Source organism: Gilliamella apicola, from assembly GCF_003202655.1.
In the GTDB taxonomy this organism is placed as follows: domain Bacteria; phylum Pseudomonadota; class Gammaproteobacteria; order Enterobacterales; family Orbaceae; genus Gilliamella; species Gilliamella apicola_R.
Genome location: NZ_QGLR01000009.1, coordinates 356,876 through 378,534 on the forward strand (window position 1 = coordinate 356,876; position 21,659 = coordinate 378,534).

Consider the following 21,659-nt stretch of genomic DNA (forward strand, 5'->3'; position numbering starts at 1 on the left):
TTTATAATTATGAAAATAAACTATCATAAATAGATTTTTAAGCCACTTTAATTATCCATAAAAATAAATAAAATTCCATAATTGTGAATTTGATCAAATTTTTGCAATTAAAATTAGCAATTAACGAAAAAGTATTACAGTCGTAGTGGTTTTAGTAGAAAGTGAGAAAAGTTAATAGAACAATAGGAATTTTAGGAGAGATTGGGAGTATTAACTCCGCAATTTTATTTTTTTTTATAAAACCAATAACTAACACATGTTGAGTTACCAACATTTTTAAATGTATGCAAAGTATTTTTCTTGATGTAAATACTATCCCCAGCGTTGATTATAAATTTTTGATTAAGCATTTCAATACATAAACTACCTTGGGTAATTACTGCTATCTCATCATAATCATGCCCCCAAGAAGTTCTTTCGTAACTAAAACCTTGTTCAACGGTTATGCAGATACCTTCTATATCATGCTCACCATTATTTAACATTTCATATTTTACTTTGTCTTTTTCAGTAAAAAAAACCTTTCTTTCATTTGCTCGGGTTACAGGGCTCGATGGTGGTTGATTGATTGTTAATACGTCTGTAATATTAATATTTAAAGCAAAACATACCTTTTGTAACTGAGCGATGGTAGGGCTTATAATATTTCTTTCCAAATTACTCAGATAACCACTTGATAGTCCACTAATTGAAGACAACTGCTGTAAAGTTTTGTTTTGTTTTTTTCTAATTTGTTTTATTTTCAACCCAACATTACAATCTGAATAATCTTCATTCATTCTCTTGATAATCTCCAATGATATTTTTTAGATTATAAAGATTATAGTGAAAATTAACAGTGTCAAGTTGATGTTGAAAATGTTTTGCTTCTGTTCTTAGAACATGAATACCATCTGTTTTAAATTTCGTTTATTTTAAATTCTGATTTTTAGTTTTCAAGAAAGTTGCAGAATGTACTTTTAGCAGTTAACTGCATGCCTAGAAAATTGACTTTGTATCCCCAATAATAATCACTAATTTTTAACCACTAAAACAAAAGTTTCCATCGTAAAAAGACTAAAGTTTATAAGGATATGCAAAATGCTTTTTTACTATTAGAATAAACATTTATTAATCTATTTTTATATCTTCTTTGTTTCTCTTTACGAAAGTTAACAATTAAACGTAAAATAATATTGCATCGTGTTTTTTCAGTCACTATACTTTTCGCATCGTTTAATGCAAACGATAAACATCTAGATAATCAGTGTAAAATTACAAATAAATCATATGGTTAATTGACAGGGTTGTCGAAATGCATTATAATGTTAAAAAAGAAACATGGAGAAGTTGTAATTTAAATTCCCTAAAGTTAAGCTCGCAACATTTATCGCAATTCTGGCATCGTTTCTTTTTTCCCCTGCAGCTCTTTTTAGAGTTATCATTTGGCTTGTTATTAATAACTTCCTATTCAAGCCTTGCGTTAACGTCTAAAACTTTGAATAAAATTAATGGTAATGTGCCATATTTAACTTTCGACGGTGGACGAACACGTGTGACTAATACCGACGGTTTGCTTGGGCTCTCCCTTTCTGATGGTAAACAATTTAGCCCTACAAGCAATAGTTCAAATTTATCCGCTCCTATCGAATTGCCTGAAGTTGGACAGAGTTTTGTCGATATTGGTATGTTTGTTCCAACGAATAAAAGTTCTATTACATTGAGTTCCCTCATTGGCCCTCCCCATAATTTTTGGGGGGATGATGATGGTGATGGTCAGGGCGTTAACGGTATCACCAGCTACTGGTAGTTTAAGGTTATCCATTGTTGATAAAAATGATCGAACGGTTGCCCGTGATGAAGTTCTAACTATTTGTAAGGCGCCTTATAAATTAACCTTATCTAATACTGAAGGTCTACTAAGAACCCGATATGGTGTGCCTAATGAAAGTCGATTTAGTGCGAATAATGTCACTTATTATATTAATCCTAAAGCATTGCCAGTAATTTGTTTTGCTAAACCTGACTTAACTTACAGTATAGGTGATTTTGCAGGCCCAGCTGCCATTTGGGATCCAAATAAAGGTTTTCTATCTCAGTCAGTTATGCCGTCGTCTTATAGTTTAAACTTTCCTACTACCGGAGCTAATGATTTGTATTTTGATTTAGATATTGGTGGTAGCAGCGATTTATCTTGGGCGTCAGTTTCTCATGGTGGTATTACAGCTACTATGACCAATTTAACAAATAGCAACGTTCGTGTCACGCTAACAGGTCCAGTTGCAACCAAATCGCAATGAAAATCAGATGATTCAGGTTATATCGATAGGCCATCTTTGCCTCAGGTATTTGAGTTAGTTGGTCGTGATAGTCATGGTAACGACGTCGTTAAGTATGGTTTTGTGTTAAAACAATGGTTCGTTAACCGTGGTGATAGTTACAAAAACAATTACCATTATGATAGTACATTATCTTGGTGTACTAATATTGGATACCGTCTACCAAATGTCAGAGATTTAACTAACGCTTCTTGTCAAGACGAAACATCGAATTCTAAATGTCAAGGTGCTAAAGGTGCTACGCCATCATCACCTAAGAATCTATACCAGCGTCGCATTGGAGCGGGATTCTTCTCGGAGTGGGGAGCCATGTATAACTACACTGATGCTCACTTTGTCCTTTTAGGCTTTTATTGGACAAGTGATGTGATGAGTTTCGACCACTTTCTTGTTCACTCGGGCAATGGTTATATATCTTCCTCTCGTAATGGTAAACTCAACGGACTTTGTGTCTCACCTTAAATCTTATTCATTCTTATTTTTTGGGTTGGAATGGCATAGACAGGAAAAATATAGTTAGTTCATTAGGAAATAACTGACTTGAATAGGCAGTGGAGTTGACGAAAATCTTGAAGTAAAGTAATGTGCTAGCGTAGCAAGGGGGGAGAACTATTTGCTATAGACTGGGCGGCTTTATTTTTGAGGATTGAAGTTTTTTAGTAAAAAGTTGTGAAACGGGGTTTTTGATACCCCGGTTCACTCTCTTATATAATCGAGTATAGCAATTACTAAAATTTCATGCTGGCGCTGACGATTGCGTGAAACTTGGCCGCAGGAATAGATTCGTAAGCTGTGGTATAGTTTTTGTTTAAGATATTGTTGAGATCTAATCCAATATGGTACTGGCGATCAGCACCAAACGATGTGGTAGTTGATAAGTTCAATGTGGACCATCCACTGTAGTGGTAAACGGCTGAATCACTGCGTTGTGTGGCTTTGGTAGCAAATCGCATAAATAGGTCAGAATCAATATCAAATTTTTCAAAGTACGCAGTATGTTTTATCCCAGCATTGCCTGTAAAGCGTGGGTTGCCGCTGTCACGCGTTTTGTAGCTTTCGGTTTCGATTTTACGGTTTAAGTAGTTACCTTTGAGATAAGGGTTTACCGGTAGGTCGAGATATTCAAGACTTAATTCTAAACCATGAGTTTTGGCTTTGTTGGCATTACCATAGTAAGTAACGTTACGCCCCGATGCTCCATCGCAAATCGCAGAGCCATTACAGTTCATTTGTGTGATGTAATCTTTTGCATCTGAATAATAGATAGCACCATCAACTAACCATTTGTTGTTATTATAACGCAAACCGATTTCGTAATTATTGGATTTTTCGGCTTTTAGATGAGAGTTTCCATAGATGGTTTGTGAAGCCGCTGAGGTGACTGCATAAAGATGAGCAAGAGTTGGGTAAACATATCCTTGGGCAAAAGAGGCTCTTAATTGAGTGTTTTCAATGCCTGAGTAAGTTAATCCTGACGATACTACAAAGTTATTGTCATGATCTTTCTTTTTACCATCAATTTTATGGCTAGAGGTCGCTGAACCCATAGCTGGGATTTTGTTGATAGTGGTGTGGCCATTTTTTAATTTTGATTCGACCCAATATTGCCGAGCACCTAAATTCCAAGAAATATCATCGGTGATGTTCCAGTCATTTTGACCAAATAGTGCGATACTGGATTGTTGCCATTTATTAGTTAAATATTTGTGTTGAGTATAGCTAGCTCTTGGTGAAGGCATTTTTGTTATAACAACATTGTGTGAGTCTTGGTCGACATTGTCTTGTTGATATTGTATACCGGTAATGAGCTTCATATCTCTATGTGGTTCAATATCGGATTGAAAAGTCATACCATAAGTTTTTTGTTCATCATTGGTCGCCGTGTTGGTGGTTACTTTCATAACTGGAGCCGGTGATACTACAACATGGTTTCTAAATTGACGATTTAGTTTTTGGGCGTAAGCATCATAATGAAGTTTTTTTAACAAGTCGCCATCGACATCATAATCATAAAAAAATCCGATTTTTTCACGTTTTAGTTCAGGTATTTTTACCCAAAATTCTTTCACTTCCGGTGAGTTGTCGTCTTTGTCAGTATAGGTTTTAGTGTTAAGTTTGTAGCGATCGAGTGATAGCCCAAATTTGTGTTTATCAAGATTGAGTCCAAACCATGAACTTAAGCTGTTATTATCAAAATCGGTATCATGTAGCTTGCCTTGATAAGCTTTGCGATCATCGTTTTCCGAATAGGTCCCACTAATACGGTAATCAAATATTCCATCGATAGTGCCGTTAACTGTGCCCATTTCAGTAAAGCCATCGGTTGATTGGTTATAGACTAGTTTTGCATCACCATTAAGGGGTTTTCCATCTTTACTACCTTTACGTGTAATAAAATTAACTACACCGCCAATAGCCTGTGAACCAAATAATACAGAGTGGGGACCTTTAATGACCTCTATACGATCAACGGACTCCATGTCAATTAATACTCCAGCGCTCGAACCATGTCCTGAACGATGATAAGTAACTTCTTGTCCGTCAATCAACATCAATATACGTGAAGGGGCTTCACCACGAATCATGATCTGTTTGCGTCCAGCTAATGCGTTATCGGTAATTTCAACCCCAGGAATATCACGTAGTGCTTCAACCACCGAGTCACCATTGAGTTTTTCAATTTCATCGCGATTGACCGCATTAACGGATACAGAACTATCCCATACGCTTTTTTCGTTACGATCAGCAGTAACGATAATGGTATCTTGTGGATTGCTTTTTCGTTCTTCAGCCAAAAGATCTGCAGAAAAGCAGAGAGTTAATATTGCTATATAATAGTTTGGTTTGAGGGGATTTTTTGCCATAATGATTCTCTTTTGTATCTTATCTTGGACAACTTTTTTATTACCTAAGTAAATTTAATGCTAATGATAATCATTATTAATATATATGTAAATAGTTAAATTAATTAGAATTATGGTAATTTTTTTTAGGGGCAGATCTTTGGTGAAAAGAAAAATTTGTCATTATTGATAACAAATTTTACAATAAACCTCTAATATATAAGTTAGGTTTGTAAAATGTCTATTGCTGTAGTAGAAGTTAATCGTAAATCAATTTTAGCTAATATCGAGTTTTTTAGAGAAAAATCACCAGATGTTACATTAATGGCAGTTGTTAAAGCTAATGCATATGGTCATGGTATGGAAGGTGTTGCTCAATTACTGGATGATAAAGTTGATTATTTTGGTGTTGCCCGTGTTTCTGAAGCAGTTACATTGCGTCAAGTTGGTATTCGCAGCCCAATCGTTCTTTTGGAAGGCTTTTTTCCTCATGATGATATTAATGATTTACTTGATTTCAATTTGCAACCAGTTATCCATTCGAGTTGGCAAATTGATGTTTTAAACACTATCCCCTTTCCTAATGAAATTGTAGCTTGGTTTAAAATTGATACCGGCATGCACCGTTTGGGTTTTCATTTTGATGAAGCTATATCCGAATTTAATCGGTTAGCGAGCTGCAAAGCAATCCGTCAACCGATAAATATTATCAGCCATTTTAGTAGCGCTGATGAGTTAAGTTCATCTCAAACCAATAAACAAATAGCTCAATTTGATAAGTTTATCAATTCAATCGATAGTAATTTAATCGGTGGTCAGCAATCAATAGCGGCATCAGGTGGTATTCTTGCTTGGCCTGATTCTCACCGTAATATGGTTCGAATTGGTATTGCGTTGTATGGGGTTTCGCCATTTAATGATGCAGTTGCTGATTTACAACCGGCAATGACGCTTAAGTCTGAATTAATTTCAGTCCGTAAGCATAAAAAAGGCGAAACCGTTGGCTATGGTCAAACGTGGACTAGCCACCATGATACTATGTTGGGGGTTGCCGCGATAGGATATGGTGATGGTTATCCACGCAGTATCCCTGAAAATACTCCTGTCAGTATTAATGGTCGCCTTGTGCCGATTGTGGGTCGGGTTTCGATGGATATGATTGTGGTTGATTTAGGCCATGATTGCCATGACAAACCCGGAGATGAAGTCATTTTATGGGGCAAAGAATTGCCTGTTGAACAGATCGCCAAGCACACTGGAATTAGTGCTTATGAGTTATTAACGCGCTTAACTTCACGCGCAAAAATTCGATATAAAGATTAGTTATGATTAAAAAATTATTTTTGTATACGTTACTGGCTTTAGTTTTAATTTTCTGTGTTTGTTTAGGTATTGGTTATTATTATTTACAACAATTTTCGAAGCAACATATGAATGTTACTGCTGATAATCAAATGTTTGTGTTAGCAAAGGGAACATCTCTACATCAATTAGTTGAACAGGTAGAGGAAAGTGATTTAATGCAACAAGCTTATTTATTGCCATATTTGTATAAGGTGGATCCTTCTTTAGGCTCGATTAAAGCTGGAACTTATCAATTACATCCTTATATGACTGTTGAGGAATTTTTAAAGTTATTAGTATCCGGTAAAGATAGCAAATTTGTTGTACAATTCGTTGAAGGTAAACGAGTTAAAGATTGGTTTAAAGTACTTAGTAATACTCCATATATTCAGCAAACATTAACCGATAAGTCGCATGATGAAATTGCTAAATTGTTAGGAATTGAAGGTGAGCTTGAGGGGTGGTTTTCTCCTGATACTTATCAATATACAGCAAATAGTTCCGATTTCAATATTTTGAAACGTGCTCATTTGACCATGAAGGCTAATTTACAAAAAGTCTGGGATAATCGAGCTAACGATCTACCTTATAAGTCGCCTTATGAATTATTAATTATTGCTTCCATTATTGAAAAAGAGACCTCGGTCAGTTCAGAACGTGCTAATGTGGCCTCAGTTTTTGTCAATCGTTTAAAATCAAATATGAAATTGCAAACTGATCCAACTATTATTTATGGTTTAGGTGATAATTATACCGGTAAGATCAGACGTGTTGATTTGACGGATAAGAATAACCCTTATAATACTTATGTGATTGAAGGATTGCCGCCAACGCCAATTTCTATGCCCAGTTTAGCTTCTCTTGAAGCTGCTGCTCATCCTGCTGACACTAATTATCTGTTTTTTGTTGCCAATGGCTCAGGTGGGCATACATTTAGTAGTACCTATCAAGGTCATCAGCAAGCGGTAAAAGAGTATCGCCGATTGACTCAAGGTAACTAACCTTTCTATCTGCTAGCCACATGCTTGATGTGGCTAGCTCTGCAAAAAAGAATCTTATTCAACTATTGATTGATTAGTTGCTAATTCATCTAGCTGTTTAATTAATGTCAATAATTTATTTACCTCAATTTCTTGAACTTCTTTAAATGCCTCTTCAAAATAAGGATGCAGGGCAAATTTTGGTATTTCACTTTTCGCATCGATTAATGCTTGCATACGTGGAATAAAGATCCATTGTAACCATTCATGAGGTTGCATAGTGTCGAGCGCAAATGGTTGTTCACTTAAAAAAGCTTCCGGAGCTGGTGGTGATGGTTGCCATAAGTTAAGATGTTGTAGTTCGTACTTAATTGAATTAAGTTGGTTGATTATGGCATTAATTTGCGTTTGCTGGTTAACCAATTTTTGATAATAGTGCCAATTAAAATGGGGACCAGGATCGGTTTTACGACCTGGGGCAATATCACTATGTCCGGTGATATTTTTGATTGGATAGTTTTGTTTTAATAGGGTCGTTACGTTAGCCAATTGTTGGTATTGCGCCTGAGTAAAGTCATCACTATCACAACCTTCCATTTCAATACCAATTGAAAAGTCGTTGCAATTTTCTTTACCTTCAAATACTGATTTACCAGCATGCCAAGCGCGTTTGTCAAACGGTACAAATTGAATAATTTCACCATCGCGTCTTATAAATAGATGGCTTGAGACTTGTAGTTGGTAAATTTCTGCAAAATAGGGATGCTCATTTGGATCTAGCTTGCCAGTGAAGAGTTGTTCTACATAAGGACCACCATATTGCTTAGGCGGTAGACTGATGTTATGAATAACCAATAACGAGATTGGTTGGTTAATTGGCCGATCATTATAATAGGGCGATTTGACTTGTTTAATATTTTTTATTCGACCATCAACAATTTTTGCGGACATAATTACTCCAAGCGTATAGATTTGCTGTTATTGCGATTTAATTCACAACTTTACTTAATAGCATATTGAATGTGATATTCAATTTGTATTTTTGTTTCCACTTTTTTATCTGATTATTATTTCATTTTTTCAGTTTGCTATAAAGTCACACCATTCATCATTTAATTAATCTTTCGAGGTTTTTATGCACAGGCAGTCTGGATTTACACTCTTTGAGTTAATGATCGCCATTGTGGTAATCGCCATTTTAACGGCTATCGGTTTGCCAGCCTACCAAAGTTATGTCAAAAAGGCGGCTTTAACTGATATGCTTCAATCGATGACAGCGTATAAAACCGCAATTGAGATATGTGTTATTGAACAAGGTTCATTAAATGAATGTAATAGTGGGGCCAATGGTGTGCCGACCACGAGAACGACCAACTATGTTGCTTCAATTTCTGTCAATAAAGGTGTTATTACAATAGTTGGTAAAAGCGCATTATCAAGCTTAACTACTACTTTAACTCCAAAGTTAAATACGTCGTTAGGTAATGTAGATTGGTCGCGAACCTGTGTATCTAATCCAGTTGATGCCAATTTAAATAAAGCTTGTGAAGATGTGTTTAAATTTTAATTTTTGTTAAGTTAGGTAATAAACGCGATGATTATTCAAGAAGATAAAGTGGTCGAAAGCGTCGATAAATTATTATTGTCTGCATTGGAAAAGCGGGCCTCTGATATCCATTTCGAACCTTATCAACACAATTATCGAATCCGCATGCGAATTGATGGTGTATTACAAAATATGCAAATGCCACCACTAACTCTTGCCAAACAGATTTCTGCTAGATTAAAAGTTATGGCTAATCTAAATATTGCTGAATATCGTTTGCCGCAAGATGGCCAATTGCTAATTAATAACTATGCAATGCGAATCGCCACATTACCGGTGATTAACGGTGAAAAAATAGTATTGCGAGTTATGGATAACCATGAATCCGAATTAACTATTGATGATTTAGGATTAAATGAGCAAGATCTCATCACCTTTAAACAGATATTGGATTATCCACAAGGATTAATTTTGGTTACTGGACCAACTGGTAGTGGCAAAACCATGACGTTGTATAGTGCTTTAAAACGTTTAAATAAAACGGAATGTAATATTTGTAGTGTTGAAGATCCGATCGAAATTCCTTTAGAGGGTATCAATCAAACGGCTATTAATCTGAAAGCAGGTTTGAGTTTTTCAGTAATATTGCGTGCTTTGTTGCGCCAAGATCCTGATGTGATGATGATCGGCGAAATTCGTGATCATGAAACCGCAGAAATCGCCATTCAAGCGGCGCAAACAGGGCATTTGGTATTATCAACTTTACATACTAACTCCAGTGTTGAAGCGATTGTTCGACTAAATCAAATGGGGATTAAAAATTATCTTTTATCCTCCAGTTTAAAACTGGTTATTGCTCAGCGCTTAGTACGTAAACTTTGCCAATATTGTAAGGTGGTAGCGAGTGAACTTACCTTAATTGATAATCAACCTTCGCCACACTTTATTGCCATGGGGTGTGAAAAGTGTGTCGGAGGCTATTTAGGACGAATAGGCTTATATGAACTGTTAATAATAACACCCGAAGTGCAACAACAGATTTTAAACAATCAACCAATCTCATCGAAAAATAGAGTCAATTTAATGCAAGCGGGCTATCAATTAGTACAACAAGGTATCACTACGCTTGCAGAGTTAAATCGGGTTTTAGGTAAGTAAGGAGATGGAAAATGAGGCGACTCTATTTTTGGTATGATATTAACTTTCATCCAAATAAGATTATTGCAACATCAAAGCAAGATGTAAAAAGACAACTATTATTGCAAGGCCAAATCGCGATTAAAATTCGTGCGGGTAGTGTTATTACCGCGAAAAGTTTTAAGTCTAGCGAATTAATGATAATTATTAAGCAACTAGCCACTATGTTAAAGGCGGGGTTATCAATTGTTGATAGTTTAAGATTACTTATTGATGATCAACCCAAACCTCAATGGCAATTTGTATTGAACGATATCAGTCAGCAGATAGCCAAAGGTGAATCGTTATCGGCAGTTTTAAAACAACATCATTGGATATTTCCCGCACTTTATTGTGAAATAATCGCCGTTGGTGAATTAACTGGGCAATTGGATCACAGTTTTGAACAGCTAACTTTACATCTTGAAAAAACATTGGAATTGCGAAAACAGATTAAAAAAGCCATTCGCTATCCGCTATTTTTATTGATTGTTTCAATGATGGTGATTATGGTGATGTTGTTTATTGTATTGCCAAAATTTGCCGACATTTATCAAAGCTTTGATGCTCAATTACCTTATTTTACACAACTGATTATTGATTTTGCTAACGACGCTCAACGAGGTGGCTTGATTGTATTATTAGTTGTTGCACTTAGTTACTTTTTATACCAACGTTTTTTTAAAATACGTTATAAGCTAACTATTGATCGACAAAAATTAACGTTGCCATTGATTGGCCAAGTTATTCAGTCACAGAACTTAATGCAGATTTTCCATACATTAGCGATTACTCAGCAAGCAGGGGTTCCATTACTAACCGGACTAACCGCTTCAGCAAATAGTATAGACAATCGTTACTATCAAGAAATTATTAGTAAAATTATTCATGGTATTGAGCAAGGTAATGCGTTTAGTCAGATGTTATCGTCCTATTTTCCTAAACTTTGTGTACAACTGATCCATGTGGGTGAAGAGTCAGGGGCGTTAGATGTCATGCTTAAAAATTTATTTATCTACTATCAACAACAAAATCAAACTTTAACCGATAATTTAGTAAAAGCATTTGAGCCATTATTGATGTTATTTTTGGCTTTGATCATTGGCAGTTTAGTGATTGCGATGTACTTACCAATATTTCAAATGGCGGATGTGATCCATTAATGGCGGTGGTAGTTTTTTTTATTGGGTTGGTGGTTGGTAGTTTTTTGCCAGTTGCTTATTTGCGTTACTCGCCTTCGCAATCACTTTTTACTTATTTGGTAGCTATTTCAGTTCCTCGTTCTTCTTGTCCAAATTGTCATCAGCCACTTTCTGCTTGGCAGTTAATTCCGCTGGTTTCATGGCTGATGTTGAGAGGACGTTGTTATTTTTGTCAGTATAAAATCGCTTTTTATTATCCATTTACGGAAGTGACAATAGCTGGGTTATTTTTATTAATCTATCTGGATAAAGGGCTAAATTTTCAAAGTGGTTTATTGATGTTTCTTATTGCATGGTTTTGGGTTTTAGCTTTGATTGATTTTCGCCATTTTTTACTGCCTGATTTCTTTACTCAACCATTAATGTGGGGTGGAGTGATGCTGGCTTATCTTAACCTGAGCTCGTTAACCATTGCCGATACCTTAGTGGGAATTTTTTGTGGTTACTGGATGCTTAAATTGCCGGCTATCGGTTATTTCTGCTTGACTAAAAGAGTCGGTTTAGGTGGCGGTGATATCAAACTAGCTGCGGCTTTGGGGGCTTGGTTACCTTACCAATCTATGCCGATATTATTAATTATGGCATCATTATTAGGCATCCTCTATTTTATTTTGACAAAATGCAAAACGCCAAAGCATATCGCGTTTGGTCCTTTTTTATTATTATCTGGTTATTTAATCATCTACCAAATCTAGACTATAGTTTTAACTGATTGAGATTTAGATCTTTATTCCTCTCATTGCTGCTGAATTTACCTTATTATTTGGCTTATAACTAAAAAGGATAACGTTAGGATAATTAGTTATTTTTATTTGCTTACAATTAAGATTATAGTGCTAATAAAATCTTTTAGATTTATGGCTAAATGTAAGGAATAATCAATGACTAGTACTACCGTGAAAAACATTGCTGCATTAAAAGATGAGATGATTGCATGGCGTCATCATATTCATGCTTACCCAGAAACCGCTTTTGAAGAAAAACAGACTACCCAATTTATTATTGAAAAGTTAAAATCGTTTGGCATCACCGAACTATATACCAATTTTGCGCCAACAGGGGTGGTGGCAGTGATTCATGGTAAAAGTAAAGGTCGCACGATTGGTCTGCGAGCGGATATTGATGCATTGGATATATTTGAAGAAAATAAAATCGATTACTGTTCAAAAATATCCGGCAAAATGCATGCCTGTGGACATGATGGTCATACTGCTACATTATTAGGTACGGCAAAATATTTAAGTGCCAATCGTGATTTTTCAGGCACAGTGGTAGTGATTTTTCAACCCGCTGAAGAGAACGAAGGCGGTGGTCGAGTGATGGTGGAAAACGGTTTATTTGACAAATTTCCTATCGAAGCCGTTTACGGTATGCATAATCAACCTAATTTAGAATTAAACCATTTTGCGATTAATCATGGTCCAGTGATGGCTTCTTATGATGTGTTTGAAATCAAAATCACCGGTATTGGTTCCCACGCGGCTGCACCGCATTTAGGTAAAGATACCATTTTAACTGCTACCCATATTGTTAATAATTTGCAAACCATTGTCAGCCGCAATTTAAATCCAACTGATTCGTTAGTTATTAGTGTGACACAAATTCATAGTGGGGATACTTGGAATGTGTTACCTCAACACGCGATAATCCGTGGCACAGTTAGGGCATTAAGTGTCGAAGATCAAAATTTGGCAGAAGAACGAATCAAACATATTTCAACAGCAACGGCTTTAACATTTTGTACCAAAGCGGAAGTTGATTATCAACGTCGTTATCCGGCAACCATCAATCACCCTAAACAAGCCGATATTGCGATAAAAGTTGCACAAAAACTTGTGGGTAACGATAAGATTATTATTGATCCACCGCCAACAATGGGTTCAGAAGATTTTGCCTTTATGCTACAAAAAGTACCCGGAGTTTATATTAAAATTGGTGCAGGGGAAGGCGCCAATCTGCATAATCCATCATATAATTTTAATGACGAGATCCTTACGATAGGTGCTCAATACTTTGTTGAAATCGTTGCTCAAGAATTAGGACGTTAGAAGATTAAGGTATAAGAAAACAGGAATAATTATAAAATTATTCCTGCTTAATAAACAAATATTACTGATTAATTTTTAATTAAAAATTTAATAAGCTGTCCGGTTGACCTTTGACTCTAAAGCTCGTTTCACCATCAATGCCATTCGCTAACACAACTTGAACATAAACATCATTATTTTGACTCAATTTTAATGCAGCGGTAACCTGACCACCTTCACGCCAATTGCCTTCTAATTCATATTCAAGCTTATCACCGATAATTGGTAAAACCTTACTGTGACCTTTTAATAGGTACAGTCCGCGATTATTGGCACCACGAAATTGCGCTCTGGCAACCATCTCTTGCCCACAATAACAACCTTTATCAAAACTGATCGCTTTGAAATGTTGTAAATTACAAGCTTGTGGAAGCAAGCTATCGATATTAGGTGCATCGATAATAGCGTGACCAGCTTCTAATTCAAGTTTTAACCAATGCTCAGCAGGTAGTAAGTCATTTGGCAATGGCTCAGATGATACTTTTATTATTCTTAGTTTAGGGGCTGTGAGTTTGATATAAGTCACATCATCAATAGTTATACAATTTTGATCCCCGAGAGCCGAAATTACTACTGGATCAATTGCATCTTCTTCTAAACCAATTATATTTAAATCTTGAACGGGTTCTATTGTTACTTTAGAAAACACAGCGGGTTTTTTCAATTCAGTTATTTGTTTTTCGGCAACACTTTTACGTAATATATAAAAAATATCTTCCCGGCGTTGAAATAATATAAAATTACTCCACATACGTCCTTTTGCATCACAATGAGCAGCAAATGATGCTGAGTTTTCATTAATACGATTAAGATCAGCAGTTACTTGTCCCTGTAAAAATTTACGATTATCCTCACCTGAAACTTTGACTAATTGCCAATCAGATAGGGAAGTTGGTTTACAATAAGAATTGGCCATCAAAAACACCTTTTTTAAAATAAGGTACTCTAATATTACATGAATACCATCGATAAGCTATAAAAGAGCGTAATAAAATATAAGTGATAAAGCTTTTAATAATTCAAAATTAATCAATTAACTCACCAATTAACTTATCATTATTGTTTCATTAAAATAGATAAAATGAAGTTTTACAAGTTATTTCTTGTAAAAAAAGAGTATTAGCTAGCAAAACTGCAAAAAATAAAAGTTAGATTGTTGACTTTATTGATTTTCTCTATGAGTTCATGCAAAATGGAACTAAAAATGACAAATTAGTTATAAATGGAGGCAACAACCATGGCAAAACTGTCAGGCGCAGAAATGGTCATTCAATCCTTGATTGACCAAGGAGTTAAGCAAATTTTTGGTTACCCAGGAGGCAGTGTTCTTGATATTTATGATGCAATGCATACCTTAGGTGGGATTGAGCATATTTTGGTGCGTCACGAACAAGCTGCCGTGCATATGGCTGATGGTTATGCTCGATCAACAGGTGATGTCGGCGTAGTTTTAGTCACCTCTGGCCCGGGAGCAACCAATACTATTACGGGTATTGCCACCGCTTATATGGATTCAGTGCCATTAGTTATTTTGTCAGGCCAAGTTGCTAGTAATTTAATTGGTAATGATGCCTTCCAAGAGTGTGATATGGTTGGGATCTCTCGACCGATCGTTAAACATAGCTTCCTAATAAAAGATAGTAAAGATATTCCTGAAACGTTTAAAAAAGCGTTTTATATTGCATCAACTGGCCGACCGGGTCCGGTCGTGATTGATTTGCCAAAAGATATCGTTAATCCGGCAAATAAATATAACTATAATTATCCGAAATCCGTAACAATGCGATCTTACAACCCGACTATTCAAGGGCATAAAGGGCAAATCAAAAAAGCATTGACTACATTATTGTCGGCTAAAAAACCGGTTCTCTATATTGGTGGCGGGGTAATTAGTGCCAATGCCAGTCAGGCTGTTAAATCTTTAGCGGATAAATTAAACTTGCCAGTTACAACAACCTTAATGGGAATCAGCGCCTTTCCTGGAACCGATAAAAAATATTTAGGTATGATTGGTATGCATGGTGTCTATGAAGCCAATATGACCATGCATAATGCCGACGTGATTTTTGCCGTTGGTGCTCGCTTTGATGATAGAACCACTAATAATGTGGAAAAATATTGCCCTAAGGCCAAAATTATTCATATTGATATCGATCCAACCTCAATTTCGAAAACGGTATCAGCCGCTATTCCGGTGGTAGGCGATGCGAAAAAAGTACTTGAAACTATGTTATCGCAACTTGATGAACTTAATGTTGATCGTGATTTAGATGCGATAATCGATTGGTGGAAACAGATCGACCATTGGCGTGCGCGTAAATGTTTAGCATATAGTCATGAAGGCAAAAGTATTAAACCACAAGAAGCGATTGAAGTTTTATATAAGCTGACTAAGGGGGATGCTTATATTGCAACTGATGTTGGTCAACATCAAATGTTTACTGCGCTCTATTATCCCTTTGACAAACCTCGTCACTTTATTACCTCTGGCGGTCTGGGTACGATGGGCTTTGGCTTACCTGCAGCTTTGGGCGTTAAGCTTGCGTTTCCTAAAAAGCATGTAGTATGTGTGACCGGTGACGGTAGTATTCAGATGAATATTCAAGAGCTTTCAACGGCCTTGCAATATGGCTTACCGGTGATTGTTTTAAATCTTAACAACCGATTTTTAGGTATGGTTAAACAGTGGCAAGATATGATTTATGCCGGTCGTCATTCGTCATCTTATATGGAGTCATTACCTGATTTTGCTAAAATTGCCGAAGCATATGGTCATGTAGGCATGAGGATTGATAAGCGTGAAGATCTTGAACCAAAACTTAAAGAAGCTCTTTCAATAAAAAATCGTTTAGTTTTTATTGATGTCATGACCGATGCTACCGAACATGTATATCCAATGCAAATTCGTGGCGGAGCAATGAATGAAATGTGGTTAAGTAAAACGGAGAGAACCTAATGCGTTATATATTATCAATTTTAACTGAAAACGAACCAGGCGCATTGTCACGAATTATTGGTTTATTTTCACAACGTGGGTTTAATATCGAATCCATTACTACCGCACAAACCGAAGATCCAACCATGAGTCGCATGACGATTCAAACTTCAGGTGATGAACATGTTTTAGAACAGATCCAAAAACAGTTACATAAACTAGTGAATGTTTATCGCGTTAACGATTTAACCGAAGGTCCACATGTTGAGCGTGAGATTATGTTAGTCAGAGTTGCTGCTAAAACAGCTGATGCCCGAGATGAAGTTAAACGTTGTGCCGATATTTTTAGAGGTTCGATTGTTGATGTGACAGCAACTCACTATATTGTTCAAATGTCAGGTACCAGTGAAAAATTAGAGTCATTCTTATCTTCAATTCGCGAAACTTGCAATATAGTAGAAATTGTCCGTTCAGGGATCATCGGTTTATCTCGCAGCGAAAAAACGGTTAAATAAGTAATCTTCTAAATAAAACAAAAGGCGCATTAAGCGCCTTTTTTATAAATCTATAATAACATTAAATAAATTTTGAAAAAATATTGGATAAATATCAAACAAATGATATAGTTGTCCGTTTTTTAACATTCGCGCGCGGTAATATAGGGAAATAAAGAATGTTGGATGCATTATTTTGGATTGTGATGATATTTAATATCTTCTCCGGTGTAATTGTGTTTGCCTTTATACTCATTTTCATTTTTGGTTACTTTTCTGTTAGACATGATCGCAAAAATCGTAATAAAAATAAGAAAAAAATAAAAGATTTTATTGCAAATCGTGAGTCATATAGAGATTTAACAAATGAAGAATTAAAACTATTAGAACCTTTCACCAGCCATAAAATATCTGTTCGACCTTATGAACTCCAACCATTAATTGATTGCAAAGTATCGGTAATAAAAGGAACTTGTATTCGAAGAAAAGTAATCACCGAAGACAACAAAAGGTGTTATTACTATGAAATCGATAATATTGATCTTTTCTTTCCGTATGATTTAGATATGTATCTTTCAAATTATAATGTTGTTGAAGTCGTTTTTACGGAGACATATGCATATGTAGTTAATGTCAACAATTATGGTATTCAGTTTGCTTTCGACAATTATGATCCTAATAGAATAAGAACAAGTGATGTTCCAAGATCAGAGTCAGCTCCTAACAATGCCGATTTCGCTTCAGTAAATAATAACGTAGTTGTTTTTGAAACTTTGTCTACACGTGAAGAAACACCATTGGAAATAAAATCTCGCAATCTAAGCAACTATGGCATATTAACTTCATTTTGTTTATTATTTGCAACTATTCTCTTCATTCGTGAATGGTTAGCTGAAAATGACCAAATATTATCTACGCTGATCAAAGTGATAATATGTTTTGTTGTAGCGGCATTTTTTGCTTTGCATAAATCTAAGCTAAAATCAAAACCACAACAAGTGAAAACCATTAAGGTTAATAACTTCAATAAAAATACTAAATCTCACACCTTAATTGTCGATCCTAAAACGAATATATGTTATCCAAAGTATTGGTCACGGTTTATACCTGAAGTATCAAAAACAACCACCGAAATGGACATAAGAGGTAATCTTAATACATTATTGCGTTGTGGGAATATTTTATCAATTCATCGAGAAATACAACAATTCGGACCACCAAAATTTATTTTTCGCAATAACGTGTTATTTTTTATAGGGTTAATGCTGACAATCGTCTTCTATATTTTTTCTAATCCAATTAACAATAGTTTTTTAGCTTATCGATATTACAGCCATCAATTACAAAATTGGCAAATCAATGATTTAACCAGCTTGTATAATAGTGATATTAAGCGAGGTGATCTTATTAACATTTCTGTCAACGGTATTTCATGTGATATTAAAGAGAGAAATAAAAATATTGACACTAAATGTCATCACTTGGCTATCAAGGATAAACCACTGGAAAATGAGGATAATCAACTTATACTTTTGTTTAACACTATAAACAAAGTATTTGATGAAAAATTCATTGAAGCAGTGATAGATCCAAATACGCTCAGAATGTTAGTTTATAAAAATGAATCTTATTTAAATTTGAAAAATATGGGACAGATGGTTATTGATATAGATAAAATTTGTAACATCCTTGAAATTGAATGTGAATCGGTTAAATATAAATTAATTCAATTATATACTAATAAAGGAAGTTATGATGAAACAGAATGGACTAAATTAGTAACTGAAGCTGAACTTAATCCAAGTTTTTCAAAATCAATAGAAACATCAAAAATTGAAGAACTTATCCCTTATATTGATAATATTAGAAAAGATATTTTATCTAAATTAAAAAATATTGTTTATAATCATCAATTTAATGGAACAGGGGTTGAAATTGTATTAATAGAAAATAGTTATATTAAAATAGCTAAATCAAATAGTATTAAAAATGCATCTTCTAAGGAAAATTTGCAATTATTATTAGATTATTACTATAAAATTTTAACTGATGAAGCTGATGAGAGTGATGCAATTAATTTGATTGGACTAGTGGGTGATATTAGCTATCGCGAAGATGGTAGCATTTCACAACTTAAGCTTAATGTTAAAGATTATTATAAAGTCGATTCAGAAAAACTATTTTCATTAACGTCGCCAGTCATTATTGATACTCTTATGTTCATTATTATGGCAGCAGTAGCATTAATTAATGGGGGCACACTACTTTATAAAATTATATTTAATCAACGTCGTATTAAACTAATCACCAAATATTATTCGGATAGAGTAGTACATTACTATGGCTAGGTATTAATAACAATAGGATTAAATTGTCATTTTTTATTATAAAAATAACAAACAGTTTAAGATTAAGGAATAACAATGGATTTGTATTTAGTCTTTAAAATAGGTATTTTAATTTTTGGATTAATTAGTTGGTTACTTTATAAAAGTGATCGTAGTATCAATAAGAACGTTTTAAACGATCACATAAGGCATCGTGAACGAATAAGAGATTTAACCGATGAAGAATTAGAACTGTTACAACCTTTTCTAACTAGTAGATTAGCGGTTTATCCTTATAAATTCCAATCTTCCTTGGTTGATAACAAAGTATCGTATTTACTTGGTGCTTGTACTCGTAAAAGTCTTTATAGTAACACAGATGAAATCGCCTATTATTATGATGTCGATAATATTGAAATATTCTTTCCATATAATATGGATATGCATATTGATGAATCAAATATTTTTGAAGTTGTATTTACCAAATATTATGGGATTGTTATTAAAGTCAATGATTATGATATCAAAACAGCGTTCGAAAATTATGATCCAAATGAGGAATATTTATTTAGAGATTTAAATCAAACTAAAGCCAACGAAAATAATTTGGAAAATGAATTCTTAGATGAACACAATAGTTCCAGTCGACAAGATGGCATTAACTCTTCTGATGTTGAATCACTCAGCATTTATGAAAACAGTAAAAATCTAGATAATAATGAAGCTTATTTAGAAGCGTCAAGAAATTATTATAAACTCCTTTATCAACGTGAAGAAACTCAATTTGAAGCGGCTATACGTCGTAAACATAGTCTTGGTTTGTTGACGTCGCTTTGCTTAATTTTAGCAACGGTTTTCTTGATACGCTCATGGTTCGGTGAAAATGATCAGATTTCCATTTTAATCTTAATTTGTCTTGGTGCAGCTGCCTTTTTTGCTTGGTATAAACCTAAGCATTATTTAAACCCACAACAAGTATCTGTCGTTAAAGCAAAAATTTATGATAAAGATCCTAACACTTGTTCCATAGAGGTAGGTAATCTTATGGTTTTACAATACCCTAAGTATTGGTTAAATTTTATCCCAGAGACTTCAGATTACGCGACTGAAATGGTTATCAGTAATGATAATAAAAAATTACTTCGCTATGGTCAGACTTTATCCATTAATAATGAAGTAGAACAATTTGGACCACCTAAACTAGTTTCACGAAATAAAATTTTATTGGTAATTAGCGTAATTTTATCTGCTGTTCTCTATTATTATACTGATCCAGTTAATAATGGTTATTTTGCTTATCAATATTACAGTCAACAATCTGAAAATCTGCAAATTAAAGATTTCACCACTTTAAAAAATAGTGATATCAAGCCGGGTGACATTGTGAATATCACCATCCAAAATACATCGTGTGATATCAATGATTTAAACGAAGAATATCAATGTCATAACTTCTTCATCAATAATCAGCCAATGGCTTTGAAGGAAAATAATGTCATGGCCATCGAAGGTTCATTAAAACATATTTTTGATACAAAATTTGTTAATGAGGTGGTTGATTCGGAAATGTTGCGTTTTCAAAATGTACAAAGCCTATATGTTGATATGCTAAACCGCAGTTCAAATGATGGACGTTATGTTAAAAATTCATTTTCTAAAATAGAAAGTATTGGTCAAATGGTAATTGATATTGACAAGGTTTGTAATATTTTACCGGTTAAAGAATGTGACAATGTCAAAAACAATCTGACTCATTTGTTTGATACCGGTAGGAGCAGGGCAAATATTACCTGGAATGATTTATTGTCTGAGTCTACAAAAAATCCTGATTTTAGTGAAATAGTCGAAACCCGCAGAATGCGTAGTCTCAAACAGGCAGTAGAACCATTTAAATTAGAACTTCAAAGTGAATTGGTTAATGTCATATCTAAATATCAATCTGATAACGGTGTAAAAATTACATTAACCAATCAAAGCTATGTTGACATGGCACCATTTGTTATGAATAAATCGATGAAATTCGATGAAAATGGTTATATTAATTATTATTTTGCTATTTTAAACAACAGTATTCCTGCAAATATTAATATTGTTGGTTCAGTGAGTGATATTCTTTACCAAAAGGGTGAAAACTCTGATAGACATAATCTTGAGACACAGAGTATTTCTGGTCTGAAAGTGAACGCAAATCAACATTATAATTTAGACGAGAATCAACAATTATCATCAAATTTGTTGATTATTATTAATGTTATTATGTTTGTTGTGATGATATTAATCGCTACGATTAATGCTGTAAAACTAGTTCAGAAAACGAAAATTAATCGACATCGTTCTAAAGAAATTTTTAAATATTATCAAGATAGGTTAATTTAAGTATTAATCTTTATGAAAAGGTTTTAATAGG

General features: G+C 34.5%; 18 protein-coding genes and 1 pseudogene. 14 read left to right on the forward strand and 5 right to left on the reverse strand.

Annotation, left to right across the window (positions count from 1 at the left end):
• Positions 1–224 precede the first annotated feature (224 nt).
• Positions 225–779, reverse strand: a complete 555-nt coding sequence (locus DKK70_RS06235) for a helix-turn-helix domain-containing protein (protein ID WP_110433209.1) — start codon at positions 777–779, stop codon at positions 225–227.
• Positions 780–1,294: 515 nt separating this feature from the next.
• On the opposite strand from DKK70_RS06235, the gene DKK70_RS06240 reads away from it, so the two are divergent.
• Genes DKK70_RS06240 through DKK70_RS06250 form a run of 3 tightly spaced genes read left to right on the forward strand, consistent with a single transcriptional unit; the run spans position 1,295 to position 2,780 of the window.
• On the forward strand, positions 1,295–1,789 hold the full coding sequence (locus DKK70_RS06240) for a hypothetical protein (protein ID WP_110433210.1): 495 nt from the start codon (positions 1,295–1,297) through the stop codon (positions 1,787–1,789).
• A complete protein-coding gene (locus DKK70_RS06245; RefSeq protein WP_110433211.1) occupies positions 1,752–2,279 on the forward strand; it encodes a hypothetical protein in 528 nt (175 codons plus the stop codon). Before DKK70_RS06240 ends, DKK70_RS06245 begins: the two co-directional genes overlap by 38 nt.
• Before the next feature lie 36 nt (positions 2,280–2,315).
• Positions 2,316–2,780 carry a hypothetical protein gene (locus tag DKK70_RS06250; RefSeq protein WP_110433212.1) on the forward strand — a complete coding sequence of 155 codons (465 nt, stop codon included), beginning with the start codon at positions 2,316–2,318 and terminating at the stop codon, positions 2,778–2,780.
• Between the two features lie 266 nt (positions 2,781–3,046).
• Here DKK70_RS06250 and DKK70_RS06255 read toward each other — a convergent pair whose 3' ends face one another.
• Positions 3,047–5,182: a TonB-dependent receptor plug domain-containing protein gene (locus DKK70_RS06255; RefSeq protein ID WP_110433213.1), complete on the reverse strand. Its 2,136-nt coding sequence runs from the start codon at positions 5,180–5,182 to the stop codon at positions 3,047–3,049.
• Between the two features lie 216 nt (positions 5,183–5,398).
• On the opposite strand from DKK70_RS06255, the gene alr reads away from it, so the two are divergent.
• Both alr and mltG read left to right on the forward strand, forming a co-directional pair.
• Entirely contained in the window at positions 5,399–6,484 is a 1,086-nt protein-coding gene (alr, locus tag DKK70_RS06260; protein ID WP_110433214.1) for an alanine racemase, read from the forward strand.
• 2 nt (positions 6,485–6,486) lie between these two features.
• The gene (gene mltG / locus DKK70_RS06265; protein ID WP_110433215.1) at positions 6,487–7,506 is read left to right on the forward strand and encodes an endolytic transglycosylase MltG; all 1,020 of its coding nucleotides are present in this window, start codon (positions 6,487–6,489) and stop codon (positions 7,504–7,506) included.
• Between the two features lie 54 nt (positions 7,507–7,560).
• On the opposite strand, the gene DKK70_RS17475 is transcribed toward mltG, so the two are convergent.
• Together DKK70_RS17475 and ampD are read right to left on the reverse strand one after the other, a co-directional pair.
• On the reverse strand, positions 7,561–7,908 hold the full coding sequence (locus tag DKK70_RS17475; RefSeq protein WP_375334973.1) for a YqcC family protein: 348 nt from the start codon (positions 7,906–7,908) through the stop codon (positions 7,561–7,563).
• A pseudogene (gene ampD, locus DKK70_RS17480) lies at positions 7,894–8,436 on the reverse strand (1,6-anhydro-N-acetylmuramyl-L-alanine amidase AmpD); the annotation flags it as partial. The gene DKK70_RS17475 and the pseudogene ampD, both read right to left, overlap by 15 nt.
• A 184-nt stretch (positions 8,437–8,620) precedes the next feature.
• Between ampD and ppdD the strand changes: the two are divergent.
• From ppdD to DKK70_RS06295, 5 genes are all read left to right on the forward strand, one after another.
• Entirely contained in the window at positions 8,621–9,052 is a 432-nt protein-coding gene (gene ppdD, locus DKK70_RS06275) for a prepilin peptidase-dependent pilin (protein ID WP_110433217.1), read from the forward strand.
• A 27-nt stretch (positions 9,053–9,079) separates the two neighbouring features.
• Complete coding sequence (locus tag DKK70_RS06280; RefSeq protein ID WP_110433218.1) at positions 9,080–10,189, forward strand: ATPase, T2SS/T4P/T4SS family; 1,110 nt, start codon at positions 9,080–9,082, stop codon at positions 10,187–10,189.
• 11 nt (positions 10,190–10,200) lie between these two features.
• Positions 10,201–11,370: a protein transport protein HofC gene (gene hofC, locus DKK70_RS06285; protein ID WP_110433219.1), complete on the forward strand. Its 1,170-nt coding sequence runs from the start codon at positions 10,201–10,203 to the stop codon at positions 11,368–11,370.
• Positions 11,370–12,104, forward strand: coding sequence for a prepilin peptidase (locus DKK70_RS06290; protein ID WP_110433220.1), 735 nt, complete (start codon positions 11,370–11,372; stop codon positions 12,102–12,104). Before hofC ends, DKK70_RS06290 begins: the two co-directional genes overlap by 1 nt.
• A 186-nt stretch (positions 12,105–12,290) precedes the next feature.
• A complete protein-coding gene (locus DKK70_RS06295; protein ID WP_110433221.1) occupies positions 12,291–13,457 on the forward strand; it encodes a M20 aminoacylase family protein in 1,167 nt (388 codons plus the stop codon).
• A 79-nt stretch (positions 13,458–13,536) separates the two neighbouring features.
• On the opposite strand, the gene ygfZ is transcribed toward DKK70_RS06295, so the two are convergent.
• The gene (ygfZ, locus tag DKK70_RS06300; protein ID WP_110433222.1) at positions 13,537–14,412 is read right to left on the reverse strand and encodes a tRNA-modifying protein YgfZ; all 876 of its coding nucleotides are present in this window, start codon (positions 14,410–14,412) and stop codon (positions 13,537–13,539) included.
• Positions 14,413–14,733: 321 nt separating this feature from the next.
• Here ygfZ and ilvI point away from each other — a divergent pair, with 321 nt between their 5' ends.
• The 4 genes from ilvI (at position 14,734) to DKK70_RS06320 (ending at position 21,628) form a co-directional block, all read left to right on the forward strand.
• Entirely contained in the window at positions 14,734–16,452 is a 1,719-nt protein-coding gene (gene ilvI / locus DKK70_RS06305; RefSeq protein ID WP_110433223.1) for an acetolactate synthase 3 large subunit, read from the forward strand.
• Positions 16,452–16,946, forward strand: a complete 495-nt coding sequence (gene ilvN, locus DKK70_RS06310; RefSeq protein ID WP_086358969.1) for an acetolactate synthase small subunit — start codon at positions 16,452–16,454, stop codon at positions 16,944–16,946. Before ilvI ends, ilvN begins: the two co-directional genes overlap by 1 nt.
• A gap of 158 nt (positions 16,947–17,104) precedes the next feature.
• A complete protein-coding gene (locus tag DKK70_RS06315; RefSeq protein ID WP_110433224.1) occupies positions 17,105–19,273 on the forward strand; it encodes an IgaA/UmoB family intracellular growth attenuator in 2,169 nt (722 codons plus the stop codon).
• A 75-nt stretch (positions 19,274–19,348) separates the two neighbouring features.
• Positions 19,349–21,628: an IgaA/UmoB family intracellular growth attenuator gene (locus tag DKK70_RS06320; RefSeq protein WP_110433225.1), complete on the forward strand. Its 2,280-nt coding sequence runs from the start codon at positions 19,349–19,351 to the stop codon at positions 21,626–21,628.
• The last annotated feature ends 31 nt before the right edge of the window (positions 21,629–21,659 follow it).